This window comes from Bifidobacteriaceae bacterium (genome assembly GCA_031281585.1).
In the GTDB taxonomy this organism is placed as follows: Bacteria; Actinomycetota; Actinomycetes; order Actinomycetales; family WQXJ01; genus JAIRTF01.
The window spans coordinates 1-16,561 of the sequence record JAITFE010000118.1 but is presented as its reverse complement, the minus strand read 5'-3'; the positions used below and the strand labels follow the sequence as shown (position 1 = coordinate 16,561).

Annotated in this window: 14 protein-coding genes and 1 pseudogene; 8 read left to right on the top strand and 7 right to left on the bottom strand. The window is 67.5% G+C overall.

Annotated features, from left to right (window positions below; translation table 11 throughout):
• Both LBC97_12825 and LBC97_12820 read left to right on the top strand, forming a co-directional pair.
• Positions 1-420, top strand: a 420-nt coding sequence (locus LBC97_12825) for a hypothetical protein (protein MDR2566910.1), incomplete at its 5' end; no start/stop codon positions are given.
• Between the two features lie 97 nt (positions 421-517).
• The gene (locus tag LBC97_12820; protein ID MDR2566909.1) at positions 518-1,285 is read left to right on the top strand and encodes a hypothetical protein; all 768 of its coding nucleotides are present in this window, start codon (positions 518-520) and stop codon (positions 1,283-1,285) included.
• On the opposite strand, the gene LBC97_12815 is transcribed toward LBC97_12820, so the two are convergent.
• The 6 genes and pseudogenes from LBC97_12815 to LBC97_12790 form a co-directional block, all read right to left on the bottom strand.
• Positions 1,248-1,736: a putative toxin-antitoxin system toxin component, PIN family gene (locus LBC97_12815; protein ID MDR2566908.1), complete on the bottom strand. Its 489-nt coding sequence runs from the start codon at positions 1,734-1,736 to the stop codon at positions 1,248-1,250. The two genes, LBC97_12820 and LBC97_12815, sit on opposite strands and share 38 nt — an antisense overlap.
• The gene (locus LBC97_12810; protein ID MDR2566907.1) at positions 1,726-2,016 is read right to left on the bottom strand and encodes a hypothetical protein; all 291 of its coding nucleotides are present in this window, start codon (positions 2,014-2,016) and stop codon (positions 1,726-1,728) included. Before LBC97_12810 ends, LBC97_12815 begins: the two co-directional genes overlap by 11 nt.
• Positions 2,017-2,200: 184 nt before the next feature.
• The gene (locus LBC97_12805) at positions 2,201-3,211 is read right to left on the bottom strand and encodes a dihydrodipicolinate reductase (GenBank protein MDR2566906.1); all 1,011 of its coding nucleotides are present in this window, start codon (positions 3,209-3,211) and stop codon (positions 2,201-2,203) included.
• A 293-nt stretch (positions 3,212-3,504) separates the two neighbouring features.
• On the bottom strand, positions 3,505-8,028 hold the full coding sequence (locus LBC97_12800; GenBank protein ID MDR2566905.1) for an acyl-CoA dehydratase activase-related protein: 4,524 nt from the start codon (positions 8,026-8,028) through the stop codon (positions 3,505-3,507).
• A complete protein-coding gene (locus LBC97_12795) occupies positions 8,025-8,351 on the bottom strand; it encodes a hypothetical protein (GenBank protein MDR2566904.1) in 327 nt (108 codons plus the stop codon). Before LBC97_12795 ends, LBC97_12800 begins: the two co-directional genes overlap by 4 nt.
• A 96-nt stretch (positions 8,352-8,447) precedes the next feature.
• A pseudogene (locus LBC97_12790) lies at positions 8,448-8,576 on the bottom strand (TetR family transcriptional regulator).
• 372 nt (positions 8,577-8,948) lie between these two features.
• Here LBC97_12790 and LBC97_12785 point away from each other — a divergent pair.
• The 3 genes from LBC97_12785 (at position 8,949) to LBC97_12775 (ending at position 10,410) form a co-directional block, all read left to right on the top strand.
• Positions 8,949-9,287, top strand: a complete 339-nt coding sequence (locus LBC97_12785) for an excisionase family DNA-binding protein (protein ID MDR2566903.1) — start codon at positions 8,949-8,951, stop codon at positions 9,285-9,287.
• Between the two features lie 208 nt (positions 9,288-9,495).
• Positions 9,496-9,756 (top strand): hypothetical protein, encoded by a 261-nt coding sequence (locus LBC97_12780; protein ID MDR2566902.1) that lies wholly within the window; start codon positions 9,496-9,498, stop codon positions 9,754-9,756.
• Positions 9,757-9,930: 174 nt separating this feature from the next.
• Positions 9,931-10,410, top strand: coding sequence for a hypothetical protein (locus tag LBC97_12775; protein ID MDR2566901.1), 480 nt, complete (start codon positions 9,931-9,933; stop codon positions 10,408-10,410).
• Between the two features lie 344 nt (positions 10,411-10,754).
• Here the strand turns inward: LBC97_12775 and LBC97_12770 are convergent, their stop codons facing one another.
• Complete coding sequence (locus LBC97_12770; GenBank protein ID MDR2566900.1) at positions 10,755-11,624, bottom strand: EamA family transporter; 870 nt, start codon at positions 11,622-11,624, stop codon at positions 10,755-10,757.
• A gap of 620 nt (positions 11,625-12,244) precedes the next feature.
• On the opposite strand from LBC97_12770, the gene LBC97_12765 reads away from it, so the two are divergent.
• From LBC97_12765 to LBC97_12755, 3 genes are read left to right on the top strand one after another with little or no spacing between them, the layout of a single operon-like run.
• Entirely contained in the window at positions 12,245-14,074 is a 1,830-nt protein-coding gene (locus tag LBC97_12765; protein ID MDR2566899.1) for a substrate-binding and VWA domain-containing protein, read from the top strand.
• A 16-nt stretch (positions 14,075-14,090) separates the two neighbouring features.
• The gene (locus LBC97_12760; GenBank protein MDR2566898.1) at positions 14,091-15,236 is read left to right on the top strand and encodes a hypothetical protein; all 1,146 of its coding nucleotides are present in this window, start codon (positions 14,091-14,093) and stop codon (positions 15,234-15,236) included.
• A complete protein-coding gene (locus LBC97_12755; protein ID MDR2566897.1) occupies positions 15,233-16,558 on the top strand; it encodes a toxic anion resistance protein in 1,326 nt (441 codons plus the stop codon). Before LBC97_12760 ends, LBC97_12755 begins: the two co-directional genes overlap by 4 nt.
• The last annotated feature ends 3 nt before the right edge of the window (positions 16,559-16,561 follow it).

Below are 16,561 nucleotides of genomic sequence, written 5' to 3'. Positions count from 1 at the left end.
CTCCGGTTGGAGGAGCGGGTGGCGTTTTATTTCGCGGATGTGTTGATGTCGCAGTTGCCGGGCGCGAAGTGGGTGTGTTGGCGGGATGAGAGGTTCAACACGAACCGGACGGGCGACTTCTTGGTCGACATGGGCACGTTCCCGCATCCGGCGGACCCGTTGATGAGCGCGTCCAGATCGATCCGTTCGGTGTGGCCGACTCTTCCGGACCCGGGCGACCCGGAATACGAGGCGTCCAAGGAATACACGCTGTGTTCGGAGTTCGACATGAATGTGCTTTGGCGCCTTAAGTGGGAGGCGGAGGGGAGGCCTTTGGATTTCCAGGCGGCGCCGACTGGAGATGGGGCGGGGGTGAACCGCGGCCCGTACAAGGGCAGCCGGATCAAGGCGAAGTTTGGCGAGCGGCGCGGGTATGGGTGATGCCGGCGACAGGATGCGGTCAGCCCGCGCACGCTCTCGTTGCGGAGTTCGCGAAGCCAGAGACCCGTACACCATCTATTTGCGGAGGACCTGAGCGATGGCGAGCAAGGCTGAGATCGAGAGGGTGATCGCCCAGGCGAGGGGCGTGGAGGATAATCCGTTCAACCTTGGCACCCGTGGATATTGGGCGTTCCAAGATTCTATGTTCGGCCGATTCATAGCCGCGAGGCCTAGGCGGCTGCACGAGTTGCGCGGTTTGATGGCGTCCACGGGCGGTACTGAGTTGGACGGCAGCCCTGAGTCGTTGGGTCCTTTGGGCGAGTGGCTGGCCGTGCCAGTGATGGCGGGAGGGAACTGGAATGACGGGTTGGATTGGTTGCCAGTGTGGACTAGAATCAGCGGCAACGAGCGTCCATCGCCCGGAGGCCTGGGCCTGGCTGAGTATTACCGCCTGCTTGAGATGGTGGGGTTCTACTTCGCGGACGTGGTGATTTCGCAGTTGCCCGGTTCAAAATGGGTTTGTTGGCGGCGCGAGCGGTTCAATTTCAGCCGTACGGGTGAGTTCTTGGTGGATATGGGCACGTTCCCGGTTCCGTCGGCTCCCCTGGACGCGGTCGGGAACTCGTTGGCGTCGATCTTTCGAACGCTGTTGGATCATTCTGATCCGGATTATGAGGCGTCCAGGGAACGCACGCTGCGCTCAGAGTTTGATCGGCAGGTGTCGTACCGTCTTGAGTGGGAGGCGGAGGGGAGGCCTTTGGATTTCCAGGCGGCGCCGACTAGAGATGGGGCGGGGGTGAACCGCGGCCCGTACAAGGGCAGCCGGATCAAGGCGAAGATTGACCAGCGCCGCGGGTATGGGTGATGCCGGGCGGCGGCACCATCTGCGGGCGGCCGTGTGCTTCCGGCGGCGCGGCCGCCCGGGTCTGCTCTGCGGCGAGGAAGCTGGCCGGGCCGATGGCGCACCTCAAGCCGGGATAGTGGCGCAGGTTTCCGGTCACCAACCACGCTTGAGCTTGCTCGGCGACTTCCGCGAATGGGGCGTCATCCGGGTCAGGTAGCCGGACTGACGGGGCGCCGATGGTGGGCACGCCAACCGCCTGAAGCTGGTCCAGCAATGCTGCGATTTGGGCTGAGCTGAAAGGATACTTGGGGCGGCCCAGGACCTCGCGGTACTCGGCCATGATTCGCGAGTCGTAATACATGACGACCTCGCCTACCAGCGCCAATTCAAGGACGCGGCCAGGGGGGCCGAGGGGCGTCAATAGCGCGGAGACCAGGATGTTGGCGTCAAGCACCACCCGCCTAGCGGGCATGGCGTTCCGCGCGCGCCGCCGCGATTTCGGCGTCTATCTCCTCCATCGAAAGTCCGTCCAGCCCAGCCGCCGCCGCCTGCTCGCGCATTGCCGCCAAAGCTTGCATGGCTCGGCCCATGCGCACGGCCTCCAGAGTCTGGCCCAGAGTGGCGCCGTCCACGTCGATCATCAGCGCCTGCGGGCGACCGTGATTCGTCACCACCGCCATCCCCTCCTCGGCCAGCCTCTTCCAAGCCCGGCCCGGCTCGCTTCGCAGATCGCGAACTGTCAAGTATTCCACGGTGCACCTCCCAAGCCACAGTACCGTTTTGTCACTCAGTTGTCACTCACACGTGCGCCTTGCCGTTCGCCCGCGTGCCCTCGGCGCGGCGGTCTTGGGCCCGGAGGCCCGGGGTGGCATGCCAAGCCGGCCGGACGGCACAGGGCAACGTCCAGCCGGCTTGGCGGAAACGCGAGCGCGGCCGCTAAATGACCGGCAGCAGGTACGGGGCGGGGCGGAGCTTTTCCAGAGTTGTGAAGCCCGGCTCGGCGGCGATCACCTGCGGGAGGCGGTTGACAATGGTGGCGCAGGTCAACTCGACGGTGGCCGGCTCGGCGATCTTCACGCGGGTGGTCGGCTCGCCGTGGATCACCCAGTCGTTGTGGTCCACCTCGCCCGGGCCGTAAACCCTGCCCTGCACGCTCATGACGATGTCGATCCCCTGGCGGGTGCGGGCCGTCGCCTTGGCGGTCATGCCGGCGGCCTGGCCGGGCTGGATGGTCCGGCCCAGGGTGGAGGACTCGAGCGGCTCGGTGACGAATTCCGGCATCAACTCCTGGGTGATCTCCGTGATGTCGAGCCCCATTTGGGAGGCGATCCAGCCGGGCACGTTCATGGCGAAGGAGGGCACGTTGGCGTCCGCGATGTCGCGCTGGAACTCCTCGGCGGTCAGCCCCACGCCGTGGACCTGCGCCAACGCGATCCCGTAGTCGTCAACGTTGTAGGAGCTAAACCCCTCCATGGCGGTGACCCGCTGGGTGGAGCCCGCGACCACCGTGGCGAGGTTGCCCCAGTACACGTCCTGGTAGCCGGATCCGGTCAGCGTGACCCCGTGGTCCTTGGCGAGCCGATCCAGCCGGGCCGTGATCTCCGGCGAGGTGGTGCGCGGGTAGAACGCCTCCTCGCAGGTGGAGATCGCGTTGACGCCGTGGCGCGCGCAGGCCGCGAAGAACGGCTCCATGTCGCTCATCAAACTGAGCAGGGTCAGAATGGCGACGTCGCCGCCGCGTGAGAGGACCTCCTCCGCGTCATCCGACACGGTCACGCCAAGGTCGCGGCCCAGGCCGGCGAGCTGGCCCGCGTCCTGGCCGATCAGCTTCGGGTTGTTGTCGATCACCCCGATCAACTCGAACCCCTTCTCAAGCAGGTAGCGGATGATGATGGCGCCCATCAACCCGCTCCCGTACAGGACAACCTTGGTTGGTGGATTGGACATGGTTTGCCTCCTTGTGGACGGAATGGGACACCACTGACGCTAGTCATCCTGCCCCGCCGGTCCGGGGGACGTTCGGCACGCTCGCGGCGGTCCGGGCGACGCGCCGGAGCCCTTGGCGAGCGATGCCGTGCATTTGAGTTTGTTGACCCTGGCACGGGGCGAAACGAGTTGGAACACGCTCCAACTCGGGCGCTCATCTGGCGAAAAGTTGGAGTGTATTCCAACTCGCGGCCGAAATCGGCAAGAAGTTGGAGTACGTTCCAACTCGTTTGGCCAAACGCGGGGGAGTTGGATTACAGTCCAACAACTTCGGCCGCCGGGACGCGGTCGGCCGGCTCGCCGAGCGGCGGCGGAACGGCCAGCGGAGTCGAAGGCGTCGCGGCCGCGCCGCCGGCCTGACCTGTGCCCGCAGCCGGACCCGCACCCGCCGCCTCCTCCGCGGCCGCCAGTTTGGCCGCCGCCAGCAGCAGCTTGATGCGGTTGAGTTGGTTGACGGGGCTGGCCCCCGGATCGTATTCGATGGTCACAATGTTGACGCCCGGATGGCGGCGCATGATCTCCCGGAACATGCCCTTGCCGGTCACGTGGTTGGGGAGGCAGGCGAACGGTTGCGCGCAGATGATCGACTTGACGCCGGATTCGATCAACTCCAGAATCTCCGCGGTGAGCAGCCAGCCTTCCCCGGCCTGGTTCCCCAGGGAGCAGATTTCGCTGGCCTGGCGCGCCATGGCTGACATGTCGCCGGGCTTCGGGAAGCCGGTCCGCGCCCTGGCCAGCGCCCATTTGGCGGGGTCGCGGTAGCGTTCAAGCAGCCAGCGCACAAACTGCTTCAGGCGCAGCGTTTTGCGCCCGGTGCCCAGCGTCCGGTAGTTCCATTCGACCGTGTACATCCCGTTCAGCACGAACTCCATCAACCCCGGCAGCCGCGCCTCGAACCCCTCCGCCTCCACCACGTCCACCACCTGGTTGTTCGCGTCGGGGTGGAACTTCACCAGGATTTCGCCGACGATGCCGACCGGCAGCCGCCGCTCTCCCGCCACCGTCTCCAGGTTGTCGAATTCGCGGACGATCCGCCTGACGAGGCGCGCGTAGCCAAGCGCGCCGCGACTGAGCAGCCGCCGCCCGGCCGAGTCGAGCCGGTGGTACAACTCCATTGTCGAACCGGGCACCGCCTCATACGGCCGGACGGCCAGCACCGCCGACTGGAGCAGGTCACCCAGCACAATCGCCTGCATGCAACGGTGCATCAGCCCGAGCGAGAGCTTGAAGCCCGGGTTTCGCTCCAGGCCCTGCGTGGACATCGCTATCACCGCGACTTCGGGGTAGCCGGCCTCCGCCAGCGCCTTGCGCAGCAGGCCCACGTAGTTGGTCGCCCGGCACATGCCGCCCGTTTGGGTGATCAGCACGGATGTCGACTCCGGAACGGCCCGGCCGGACGTGAACTCCGCCACCAATTGCCCAACCACCATGATGGCGGGGTAACAGGAGTCGTTGTTGACGTGGCGCAGACCCGTCTCCACGTCCTCCGCGTCCACGGTCCGAAGGATTCTGACGTCGTAGCCGGAGCCCTGGAAGGCCGCCTCCAACAGCGAGAAATGAACCGGCGACATCTGCGGGGCGATGATCGTGTGCGTGGCCTTCATCTCCCGGGTGAACAGGCGCCGCTTGGCGGCGTAGGACTCCGGTTCGGCCCCGCCCGCTCCGCCGGAGGCGCGCTCGGCCCGCGCCCCGGCGGCGGCCGCCAGGGAGCGCAATCGGATGCGGGCCGCGCCCAGGTTGGAGACCTCGTCGATCTTCAACAGTGTGTGGACCCGCCCGGCGGAATGCAGGATCTCCTGGACCTGGTCGGAGGTGATGGCGTCCAGGCCGCAGCCGAACGAGTTCAACTGGACCAGTTCCAACTCGGCGCGGGGCCGGACGGCGGCGGCGGCCTGGTAGAGCCTGGAATGATAGGCCCACTGGTCGCGGGACCGCAGCGGGCGTTCGACCTCGCCCAGTTGGCACACCGAATCCTCGGTCAGGACCGCCATCCCCAACGAGGTGATCAGCTCTGGGATGCCGTGGTGGATTTCCGGGTCCACGTGGTACGGCCGTCCGGCCAGCACAATCCCCTTGGTGCCGGTCCGCTCCATGAACTCCAGCGCGTCGCGGCCGGCGGCCTGGATTTCGGCTGTGAAGGCCGCCTGCTCGGCGTACCCGGCGGCCACCGCCGCGGCGGCCTCCTCCGGCGTGACCGCCCAATCCGCGAACTCCTCCACCAGCCGCTCGGCCAGCTTGTCCGGCAACGCCAGGTTGAAGAACGGGTTGATCAGGCGCACGGCGCCGTCCCGCAGGGATTCCACGTTGTTCGCGATCACCTGCGGGTACGAGGTCACAACCGGGCAGTTGAAGTGGTTGTCCGCGCCTTCGGCCAACTCCCGCTCATAGGACACCGAGGGATAGAAGACAGTGCGGACCCCGCGCGCCACCAACTGCTCGATGTGCCCGTGGACCAGCTTGGCCGGGTAGCAGATGTTCTCCGAGGCGATGGAGTCCATCCCCGCCACGAACAACTCGTGGTTGGAACGCCCGGACAGCACCACCCGGAAACCCAGTTTGGTCAGCACGGTGAACCAGAACGGATAGTTCTCATACATGTTGAGCGCGCGCGGAACGCCGATCGAGCCCCGCGTGGCGGCCTTCTCAGTCAACCGTCTGTAGGCGAACAGCCGCTTGTACTTGAAGTCGAACAGATTGGGCAGGTCGGACTTGTCCCTCTCACGGTCCCCCGCCCGCTCGCACCGGTTTCCGGACACATGCCGCGACCCGTCCGGGAACTGGGAGATGGTGCACTGGCAGTGGTTTTGGCAGAGCCGGCAGGTCTCGGTGTGGGTGTCCACCTTCAAGGACCGCAGCGCCAGGGGCGCGAGCAACCGCGACGGGGCGCCGGGGGCAAAACGCGACCGCGCGATCAGCGCGGCTCCAAAGGCCCCCATCAGCCCGGCGATGTCCGGCCGGATGACCTCCAAACCGGTCAAGAGCTCGAAAGCCCTAAGGACGGCATCGGACAAGAAGGTGCCGCCCTGGACCACCACATGCGGGCCCAACTGGCCCGGGTCGCGCAACTTGATGACCTTGTAGAGGGCGTTGCGGATCACCGAATAACTGAGCCCGGCGGCTATGTCCCCCACGGAGGCGCCGTCCTTCTGGGCGGCCTTGACCGAGGAGTTCATGAACACCGTGCAGCGCGAGCCCAGGTTAACGGGTGCGAAGGACGCCACCGCGGCCTGGCAGAACGCCTCCACGTCAAGCGACATGGTCTGGGCGAAGGTCTGCAGGAAGCTGCCGCACCCGGACGAGCAGGCCTCGTTGACGCGGATCTCGTCGATCGCGCCGTCGACTATCCGCAGGTACTTCATGTCCTGCCCGCCAATGTCGATCACCGAGGTGACCTCCGGCTGGAGGAATTCGGCGGCGCGGTAGTGGGCCATGGTCTCGACTTCGCCGTCGTCAACATGGAGCGCGGCGCGGACCAGCCCCTCGCCATAGCCGGTCACGCAGGCCCGCGCGATGATCGCCGGGCCGGGCAGGGCGCGGCGGGCCTGGTTCACAATCTGGGCGGCCGCGGCCACGATGGACCCCTGGTTGGGCTGGTAGTGCGTGTGGCAGATGCGGCCCTCCGAATCGATCACCACCGCTTTGATGGTCGTGGAGCCCGCGTCAATGCCAAGGAAACAGGCCCCGCGCGCGTCTTCGACGGGGATGCGCTTGACCCGCGCGCGGGCGTGCCGCTCCTCGAACGCGGCCTGCTCGGCGGCGTCGGTGAACAGCGGGCGCAGCCGGCCGGCGGCCCCGGGGCCCTGTTCGTGAATCTCGTGGGCGCGGGCGGCCAATTCGTCCAAACCGACCGGGACGGCATCGGCGGATAGGAAAGCCGCGCCCAGCGCGACGGCCAACTGGGCGTTCGGCGGGCAGGACAACGCCGCGCCGGCCTCTTCGAGGGCGCGCCCAAAAGCGGCCCTAAGCTGCGGCAAGAAGAACAACGGGCCGCCCAACAGGACCACGCGGCCCCGGACCGGGCGCCCGCACGCCAACCCGGCGATGGTCTGCGTGGCCACGGCCTGGAAAATGGACGCCGCCAGGTCCTCGTGGCGGGCGCCGTCGTTCAGGAGCGGCTGCAAGTCCGTCTTGGCGAACACCCCGCAGCGCGAGGCGATCGGGTGGAGCGTCTGGTAGCCGGCCGCGAGCGCGTCCAAACCGGCCGCGTCCGTCCCCAACAGCGTGGCCATTTGGTCGATGAACGCGCCGGTCCCGCCCGCGCACGTGCCGTTCATGCGCTGCTCCACGACCGGCCGCAGGTAGGTGATCTTGGCGTCCTCGCCGCCCAGTTCGATGATCACGTCCGCGCCCGGGTCCAATTGGCGGATCGCCTCCGTCTCAGCGATGACCTCTTGGGCGAAGGGCACGCCCAGCGCCTCCGCGACGCCCAGCCCGCCGGACCCCGTCACCGTCACGTGGGCCCGCCGGCCGGGGAATTGTCGCACGATGCCGCCCAGCAGCTTCGAGAGTTCGATTCGCACGTCCGCGTGGTGGCGCCGGTAGTCCTCGAACAACACGCGCGGGGCGGGGCCGGCGCCCGGCTGGTGGTCTGGGTCTTGTCGGCGTTCTCGCGCCGCGAGGCCTGGTTCCGCGTGCTGGTCGGGCTGAGCCGACTGGCTGGCGTCCAGGGCGTCGAGCAGCACCGCTTTGACCGTGGTCGAGCCGATGTCAATCCCCAAGCGCAGCGGCGGCGACGGCGTCGACTGGAGGGGGGCGGCTTCTTGGGCGAGTTCTGTCACGGGGCGTCTCCCGGCAGCGGATGGGTCAAGATGAAGCGCATGGTGGGCACCATCAACTCGATCAGTTGGTCGGTGCCGAGCGAGGCGAGCATGCAGTTCGGGTCGAACTGGCGCTGCAGAGCGATGGCGCCCATGAAGCCGACCATCATGCGCAGGCGCAGTTCGGGGTGGTCGGAGCCGAGTTCGCGGACCAGGGGCTCGCCGACCCAGGTGTACATGAACCGCGCCATGGCGCGGGCGGCGGCGGTGTCATGCGCCGCTTCGAGGACAATGGCGGACAGGGCCTGGGCGACTTCGGGAGTCTCCCAGAGTTTGACGTACATGGTGGCCAGGCGCTCGACGGGCTCCTTGTCGGAGGTGCGGAACTCGACCATGGCCGGGAGGTCGGGGGTGAGCGGGACTTGGATGGCGGCATCGAACAATCCGCGTTTGGACCCGAAGAAATGGGAGATCAGCGCGGGGTCAACGCCGGCGGCCTCCGCGATGGCCCGCAGCGAGGTCTTGGCGTAGCCGTGGCGTGAGAACTGGTCGCGGGCGTGGGTCAGGATCGCTTGCGCGGTGGTGGTGGGCCCCGGCCGCCGCCCGGGCCGGTGCGGCTCATGCGCGGCCTGGGCGTCTGCGGGCCCCGGGCAACCGCCCTGCGGCGGATGCCCCTCCCGGCCGCCGGGCCGGGCGTGCGGCGGCCCCAGTCCGCCGCCGTCCGGGCGGCGCTTGGCACCTGGGGGCATGGGTGCTCCTTTAAGCACTTGTGGGACCGAACGCTTGGGCCAGCGTATCTCAACGCGCAATGAATTGCCACCAACCAAACGGGGACGGTACCTGTTTCTCCGCCAAACCGGCCGCATGCCAAGCGCCTGCGGTGGTCCGGACGGCCGTCCGGGACTCGCCCTCTTGCGCGCCAAACGAGGGCGGGAACGGGAATGCTGCTGATCGACGGACCCGATGGCCCCCAGGCGTTGCCGCGGGAACTCGCGAAGCTGCTACAGGCCGTGCTCGGGGCCATCGCATCGGGCAAGGCCCTGGCCATCCACAGTCTGCCCGAGGAACTCACGACCACTGTGGCCGCGGAGCAACTGGGGGTGTCGCGTCCCACGTTGATGCGCATGATCCGCGACGGGGAGATCCCGGCCCGCATGGAGGGCTCGCACCACCGCCTCAAGACCGCGGATGTGCTTGAAGCCAAGCGGGAAGGCCTGGCGCGGCGCCGCCGCGCCTTCGAAGAATTACGCGACCTGGAAGACGAACTCGATCAATTCTGACCACAATGGCAGCCGCCGCGTTGGTAGGGTGCTGCAATGCCCCAGGGCGGGGGTTGTTTGTGGACGCCGGTGCTCTCTGTTCTGGGGTCTTCCGGAAGGGGTAGGGGAAATGGGCAGGGCGCGGGTCAGAAGCATCACCGTCGATGGACGGACATACCGTTGGTCCGTTGCCCATCATCACGCTCCGGGCGATCACCATGGCGAGACTGTGCTCTCCTTCTACCGGGAGCGTGAATCCCATCGGGTGGTCTTTTCTGAAGACGCCCCGGCCAACCGGATCGTGTCCTGCGGACCACTGTGGGCGGGTCACGTGTGTGACGATCACGATGTCTGGGTCAACCTGTTTGAGCCGGCGGTCGCGGCGCGACTCATCCAAGCGGCTGTGGAAATGCCAACGGTTCGGGATCTGGACGGTTGGCAGCTTCTGTCGGGGTTGACTCCTGCCGAATTCCCGGCCTCGGACTCGTGAATCTGAAGGTCTGGCGCAGGCAGAGGCGGCTGGCCAGGCTGGCTGCGGCGGCGTCACGATCGCGTGCGCGTTGGCTGGGGCTACCGTATGAGCGTGGACTGGGAGTTGTTGGGTGAAGAACTTGTTGACGGGGCCGCGGGCTGGATTCGCCAGACGATTCGAGACAATCCCGATATGCGATTTGTGGCGGCGGCGATAGACAAACCCGAAGACCAAGCGGGAATCGACTATCCCGACGGCACGCCCGGAGGCTTCTACATGGGCGGGATAGCCCTCCTTGAGGAGCGGGAGAAGGAAGCCCTGAAGTTCGACCTGTGGCTGGCGTCTGACTGGGAACGCCAATCCGGCGCCTTCCTGCCCCAGGAGCGATGGGATTACTGGGAAGCGGAACTGGCTCGGGATGACGAAGTCAACCAAGGCGTGGATGAGGACGTGTGGGTCAACGGCAGGCCCAGGACAGGCGGCGACACCTGCGAGAAGTTCATCGACCTCCTGATCGACGTGGCCAAACGCGTCCGCGGCCGCCTGGAGGCCGAGGGCGTCATCGACGGCGACTTCTTGGTTGTCGCCGCAGACTTCACCACCGATATCGAGGACATTCTGATGGCGTCGCTGCCCCCGGGCGAAGAGGCGTCATGGGGTCGCGCCCGGTAGGCAATCCGGCTGGCCTCCTGCGGGGACGCCCACTATCCCGTGGCGAGTCGGCTTTGCCCAGGATGCGCCTGACAAGAAGGCCCTGGGGGTGTTCTGCGGTTTTCGCGCCTCGGCGCCCCTGTTCGGTTCGCGCAAACTTGGCCAAGGGAGCGTGTCCGGGTAATAGCTCATCATCATCGTTTGGCCCGGCGCAACCGTGCCAACACCGAGAAGGATGGCTGGCCATCGCGGGGCGTGGCCGGCATCAAACTCACCCGCGAAACCGCGCCAACACCGAGAAAAAAAGGCTCGCAATCACGGGGCGTCAGCGGCGGCGAGTCCTCCCGTGCGAATTGTGGCGGGAATCAGGCGGCGTCCGCCGGCCTGGCGGACCAGGCCAGGAGCGCTCCCGCGCCCGCCACCATCGCCACGCCGACCACGCCCGTCCAAGGGACCTGCTGGTCCAATGCCAGCCAGCCGACCAGCAGGCCCATCACCGGGTCGATGCTGAACAGCGTCCCAACCACGCGGGCGGAGGAGGCCCGCGCCGCCAACATGTCCACGGTGTAGGTGATCACCAGGCCCAGCAGCGCCGATGCGGTGACCAGCGCCAGTGTGCGGCCCGTGTAGGCATCCGCGGCGCGGGGCAGGAGCGGTGCCGCGAGCACCGCGGCCACGGCCACCGCGAGGGCCAGGTCTCCCAGGCCGCCGTCCGAATCGCCGAGGCGTGCGGTCAGGATTGTGTACAGCGCGAACATCGCCGCAGCCCCGAGTCCGGCGGCATAACCCAGCAAGTCGAAAGCGCCGGCCGGACCCGCGATGAGCGCCACGCCGGCTAGGGCGGCGAGGGCGCAGACGGCATCGACGGCGCGGCGGGAATGGGCGAGCGCGACGGCGCACGGGCCCAAGAACTCCAGCGTCACCGCCACGCCCAGCGGCAGGCGGTCGATCGCGGTGTAAAGGCACATCGTCATGGCGGCCAGCGAGGCGCCGTAGAGGATGATCGTTCCCCAGCGGCGTTTGCTCCGCGTGCGCGGGTTCGGGCGGAAGATCGCGAGCAGCGCCAACGCGCCGATCGCGTAGCGCATGGCGCTGGCCCCCATCGGACCGGTGACGGCGAACACCTGGGCGGCCACGGCCGAGGAGATCTGGATGCCGATTGAGCCGATGGCCACATAGCCGGCCGCCAGTCCGACCCCACGCCGGGAAACGCGCGCGTCACGCGGGTTGGACAAGGCGGCTCCTCAGGGCGTGGCTGCTGGTCTCGGTTGGTCGGTCTGGCCGGCGTGGGACCGGCGCCGGCCGGTCTGCGACTTCACGCGGCCCCACAAGCCTAACCGCGCGCCGACTCGGCTCGCGGGGGCACCCGTGGGAAACGGCGGGCCCGCCCAGAATCCACTGCCAGCCAAACAAGGCGTAACAGAATCCGCCAGTCGGCGGTGTGCGGGCACAAAATCCGCCATTCGACGCAAGGGGTGTAACAAAATCCGCCAGTCGGCCGCGCGCGGGTACAAAATCCGCCAGTCGACGCCGACCGGCGGATTCTGTGCCGTCGAGTCAGGGCGAGCGAACAACGCAGAGGTGGATTGGGCGAAGCAGTCGAGGTGTATGAGGCGAAACAGTCGAGGGAATCGATGGGGACGGCGGGCGAGGGGAAGGGCGGGGCAAAGCGGGCGAGTGGATGAAGCGGTGAACGGGCTGAAGGCGCCGTTTGGCGGCGGAACGTGCATCGGCCGGGAGTTCGGGGGATGATAGTAGAGGCTCGGGGACGGGTGCGCGCTCGCCGCGCGCCCGTGTGGCCCCATGCCAACCCGATCCGATTTGCTAGCAGAACGACTCTTTGAGGAGGTCCCCCTTGAACACGCGCCGACTAGCCGCAGCGCTGGCGGGCGCCGCGGTGGTGCTCCTGACAAGCGCGTGCCTGGGCGGTCCGGGCGTGTTCGAAGAGGGCGAGGATCCAAGCGACAGCGTTTTCGCCGACGACGGCTGCGTGCACGTGGTCGCGGCGGTGTCCTCGGAGAAAGTCAACTTGTTCGCCGAACTGGCGGAGGCGTTCGCGGATTCGCCGGAGGCGAAAGCGTTGGACGGTTGCGCCAGCGTCAGGCCGGTGGACGTGACATCCGGAGACGCGACACGTTATCTTTCCGCCGGCGGGGACTGGCCCGCCACCGAAGACCGCGAGCTTTGGCCGGCGCTGTGGTCGCCCGCGTCAATGGTGTGGGTGGACCGTGTGGCCGCCGCCGCCTCGCCCGCATTGGTTGAAGGCGCGAAGTCCTTCACGCACACGCCCGTGGTCTTGGCCATGCCGGAGTCGATGGCGACCGCGCTGGGCTGGCCGGGCACGCCGATCGGCCTGGACCGGGTCGCGGAGGTCTGCGCGGATCCGGCCGGGTGGGGCGCGATCGATCCGGCCAAGACCTTGTGGGGCCAGTTCCGGATCGCCAAGACCAACCCGAACACCTCCACCACGGGGCTGTCCATGTTGTTGATGCAGGCCTACGCGGCCGCCGACAAAGCGGACGGCCTGACCGCCGATGACGTGGCGGCGGCCGCCGATTTCTCAGCCGGCTTTGAAAACTGCGTCATCCACTACGGCGACACAACCGGAAAAGTCCTGCAACGGTTGTACGATGAAGCGCAGCAGGGCTCCGCCGGCTCCACCTACGTCTCCGCCGTCGCCCTGGAAGAGACCTCTCTGCTCAATTACAACCAGGGCAACCCGACCTCGAAGGTAGTGGAGCCGGGCGAGACCCTGACCCCGCCCAAGGAGAAACTGGTCGCCATATATCCGGCCGGCGGCTCGCTCTGGTCCGACAACCCGGTGACGGTGCTCGGCGCCCCCTGGGTCACGGCGGAGCAAAAAACCGTCGCCACGGCGTTCACCAAGTTCGTCCAGACCAAACCCGCGCAGGAGATACTGCCCAAGTACGGTTTCCGCCCGCTGGACCAGTCGGTCCCGTTGGGGGAACTGTTCACCGCCAAGTTCGGCGTCACGGCGGAGGGCCCGGCGGTGACCCTGCCGCAGCCGCCGGTGGCGACCGTCTCGGCCGCGCTGGACCAGTGGGTGCGCATCCGCAAGCCGTCATCCGTGCTGGAGTTGATCGACATCTCCGGCTCCATGGAGGAGCCGATGGACGACGGCCGCAGCAAGATGGACGGGGCCATCGAGGGCGCCACCAACACCCTGGAGCACTTCCGCACCACCGACGAGGTGGGCCTGTGGGTTTTCACCACCGGCGTGGCACCGGACGACCAGTCGCAGGTCACCTTCGCCCTTCGCGACGTGGAGCCGCTCGGCTCCAGCCGCGAGACCCTGGCCCGTTCGCTCGACTCGTTGCGTCAGGCGCACAAGGCGGGAACGCCTTTGTACGATGCCGTCGCGGCCGCTTTCGACGCCATGACCGAACGCGCGCAGCCGGGCCGCATCAACGCGATTGTGCTGCTCTCCGACGGGAATGACACCGATTCGGCGATCTCGCTGGACTCGCTGGTAGCCAAGCTCAACGCCGCGAACCGGGAGGGCGGCAACGACGCCCCGGTCCGCATTTTCGCCATCGCCTACGGCGCGGACGCCGACCAATCCGCCCTTGGGCGCATCGCCACCGCTTCGGGAGGGCAGGTCTTTGACGCCTCGAACCCGGAACGGATCAACCTTGTGTTCGCGTCCGTCATCAACAACTTCTGACCTTCGGGAGCCACTCATGCGCCGACTTGCCCTTGCTCTACTGGCAGCCACCGCTCTGGCGGTGTCGGTTGGCGCGCCCGCCCAGGCGGTGACCTACTTGGACGAGGCGGTCCAAGGGCTCGCCGACTCCCAGATTTGGCAGTCGCAGGAAGTTCCGGACAGGATCGACTTTGAGAAAGTACTTGGAGCCGATCCGCTTGGGCGGGTGGCGGTGGCGGTGCTTCCGGGAACCGCCAAGCTTGAGGCGAGTCCCAGCGATTTCGCCGTGGACATCCGCGAAAAGACTGACTGGACAACTGTGCTGGTGGCTGCTGGCGTCGACTTGTCCGCAGATTCGCTCGAATTGAGGCAGGCTGCGGCCCAGGAACCAGCGAACAAGGCCGAAGATGTCGCCGGCGACTTGGAGGACAAGCTGGTGGCGGCGGTGGCCGGTCTGGCTGAGGCGCTCGACCAAGCTGAAGACCAAGGCGAGGTGGTGGACGGGGAGGACTGGACGGCATCGGCGGATGACGTTGGGGCTGGGGCCGGGCGGACTGTGGTGCGGGTGGTGCTGTGGACGTTGTTCTTTGTGGTGGTGGTGCCGCTGACGCTGATCGGGTTGCTGATCTTCTTCCTGGTTCGGCGGTTCGGCGGGCGGGGGGCTGGGAAAGCCCCGCTGAAGCCGTCCAAGGCGACTCCGGGGGACGTGGCCGACCAGTTGGAGCAACTGCGGGCTCTGCGGGTGCGCTATCTGAACGTTCGGACGCCTACGCCGGCCATGGCCCCGGCCAAGGCGATGGCGCAGATGATCACCCGGATCGTCACGGACACCTCGGAGCTTTTCCGGCGCTTGGAGCGCCGCGGCGCGGGCGACCAGAAGGCGGTGGCGCGCGTCGAATACCACGACCAGGTGGCCAAGGTGGTGGAGGTTCTCGGCGAGGACTATTACCTGGACATCTTGACCCGGCCCGACCTGTGGGACGATCCGGCGGGCAGGGCGCGCGCGGTGGAGGCGGCCGTGGCGGCCTTCTCTGAGCAGATCGTCAACAACATCAAACAGGTCAACGCCGCCCAGGACCTGCGCTTCCAAGTCTCACTCGACGCCCTGGCCCGCGCCAAGCGCGACCAGGCCGCCGGGCTTTATGATGCTCCCGACTCCCCTCACGAAAGGCCGAAACCATGACCAGCACTACCGCTTCTCCCGATCCCGTCGCCGTTGACATGGCTTCGCTGCTCGGGGATCCAAAGGCCAACCCGGTGGCGGAATCGCCGCTGGCCAAGGCGCTCGCGTCGGTGCCCCCTGACGAGGCGGTGGCGGAGGTCCCGCAGGCTCATCTGGAGTTCCGCTCGCTGCTGGCGCCCGACCAGCGCGAATTGTTGGCCGGGCGTGGCGTCGAACTGGCGAACCGGCTGCTGGCCGACCGCAACGCGCTGTTGGACTTTGGCCAGTCCGCTTTGGCGAAAGTCAACCAGACTTCCTCCGAGTTGCTGGCAGCGCAGCGCGACATTGAACTGCCTGAGGCCGATCAGGTGGTCAACGGCATTTTGCGGCAGTTGGACGGGTTCAGCGCGCAGTTCGAATCCGGCAAGGTTAAAGGCTTGATGAACAAGCTTCGGCATGCGATGAGGAGCGGCAAGTCCACGCTGAAGGCGATGTACCGCGAGTCGAAGTCGATTGAGCAGCGGCTCGACGCGGCGGCGGGGCAAACCAGGCAGTTGGAACTGCGGCTCGCGGACAACGTCTCGCGCGGGCAGCAACTCTACAAAGCCAATGACGACTCCCTGACGGGCCTGGTCGGAGTGCTCGCGGCTCTGGAGCAGGTGCGCGAGGAAGGCGCGAAGCGAGCTGCGGAGATGGAGGCGAGGCTGGCGTCCACCCCGGCGGATGACCCGGGACGGGCCGGCCTGGAGGAGGAGGCCCAGACGCTGGCCGAGGCGATCCAAGCGGTCGAGTTGACGCTGTTCGACTGGCGGCAGCAGTTCTTCTTGGCGTACGCGCTCTCGCCGGCGGTGCGCAACCTGATCGGGGTGTCTTTCACCATGCAGCGCAGGCTGCAGGTGTTCCGGACCATGGGTTTGCCGGGCGGCAAGAAGTCGCTGGTGATGTGGCAGCAGGCCGCGTTGGCGAAGGAATCCGGCGAGGTGGGGCAGGCGTTGGCGGACGGCACCGCGCGCTTGATTGAGGGCGCCTTCCAGGCCGCGGGGCAGGCGGTCGCGGAGACCGCGAAGGCGGCGCAGGCGCCCATCCTCCCGGAGCAGGCCATTTGGACTATTCGGGATTCGATCAAGGCGCAGTGCGACGGGCTGGTCGAGGCGAGCCGCTGGGGCCGCGCCGTGCGCGGCCAACTGCTGACCGCCATGGAGACCTCGGAGCGGGAGATCGGCGCGGCCGTCACGGAGGCGCGCACCACCATTGTGCGCGAGGTCCTGGCGGACGTGCAGTCCCCGACCCCGCAGGCCCCCACCCCGGACGCCGACATCCTCCAGGCCCTGGGCGTCAAGTAGCCG